Origin of the sequence: Rhodopseudomonas sp. G2_2311, assembly GCF_047501505.1 — a bacterium.
GTDB lineage: Bacteria > Pseudomonadota > Alphaproteobacteria > Rhizobiales > Xanthobacteraceae > Rhodopseudomonas > Rhodopseudomonas palustris_H.
Map to the genome: position 1 here is coordinate 1 of NZ_JAZDRK010000049.1, position 819 is coordinate 819.

The window sequence follows — 819 nt, forward strand, 5'->3', positions numbered from 1 at the left end:
TTCCGGCAGGTGCACCACACCGGTCACGTCGGTGGTGCGGAAGTAGAACTGCGGACGGTAGTTGGTGAAGAACGGGGTGTGGCGGCCGCCCTCTTCCTTGGTCAGGATGTAGGCTTCGGCCTTGAACTTGGTGTGCGGCTTCACCGAACCCGGCTTGCACAGCACCTGGCCACGCTCGACGTCTTCACGCTTGGTGCCGCGCAGCAGCGCGCCGATGTTGTCGCCCGCCTGGCCCTGATCGAGCAGCTTGCGGAACATTTCGACGCCGGTGCAGGTGGTCTTCTGCGTGTCGCGGATGCCGACGATTTCGATTTCGTCGCCGACCTTCAGAATGCCGCGCTCGACACGGCCGGTCACCACGGTGCCGCGGCCCGAGATCGAGAACACGTCTTCCACCGGCATCAGGAACGGCTGGTCGATCGGACGCTCCGGCTGCGGGATGTAGGCATCGACCTGGCGCATCAGCTCCAGGATCGCGTCGTGACCGAGCTTCGGATCCGAGTTCTCGAGCGCAGCCAGCGCCGAGCCCTTGACGATCGGAATGTCGTCGCCCGGGAAGTCGTACTTCGACAGAAGCTCGCGCACTTCCATCTCGACCAGCTCGAGCAGTTCCGGATCGTCGACCATGTCGCACTTGTTCAGGAACACCACCAGCGCCGGCACGCCGACCTGACGGGCCAGCAGGATGTGCTCGCGGGTCTGCGGCATCGGGCCGTCGGCCGCCGACACCACCAGGATCGCGCCGTCCATCTGCGCCGCACCGGTGATCATGTTCTTCACGTAGTCGGCGTGGCCGGGGCAGTCGACGTGCGCGTAGTG

The 819-nt window shown here is 65.3% G+C and carries 1 protein-coding gene; it reads right to left on the minus strand.

Annotated elements, in window-relative coordinates; translation table 11 throughout:
* Positions 1 to 819: elongation factor Tu (gene tuf, locus VRZ08_RS25050; RefSeq protein WP_414534249.1), on the minus strand; the 819-nt coding region annotated here is incomplete at both ends.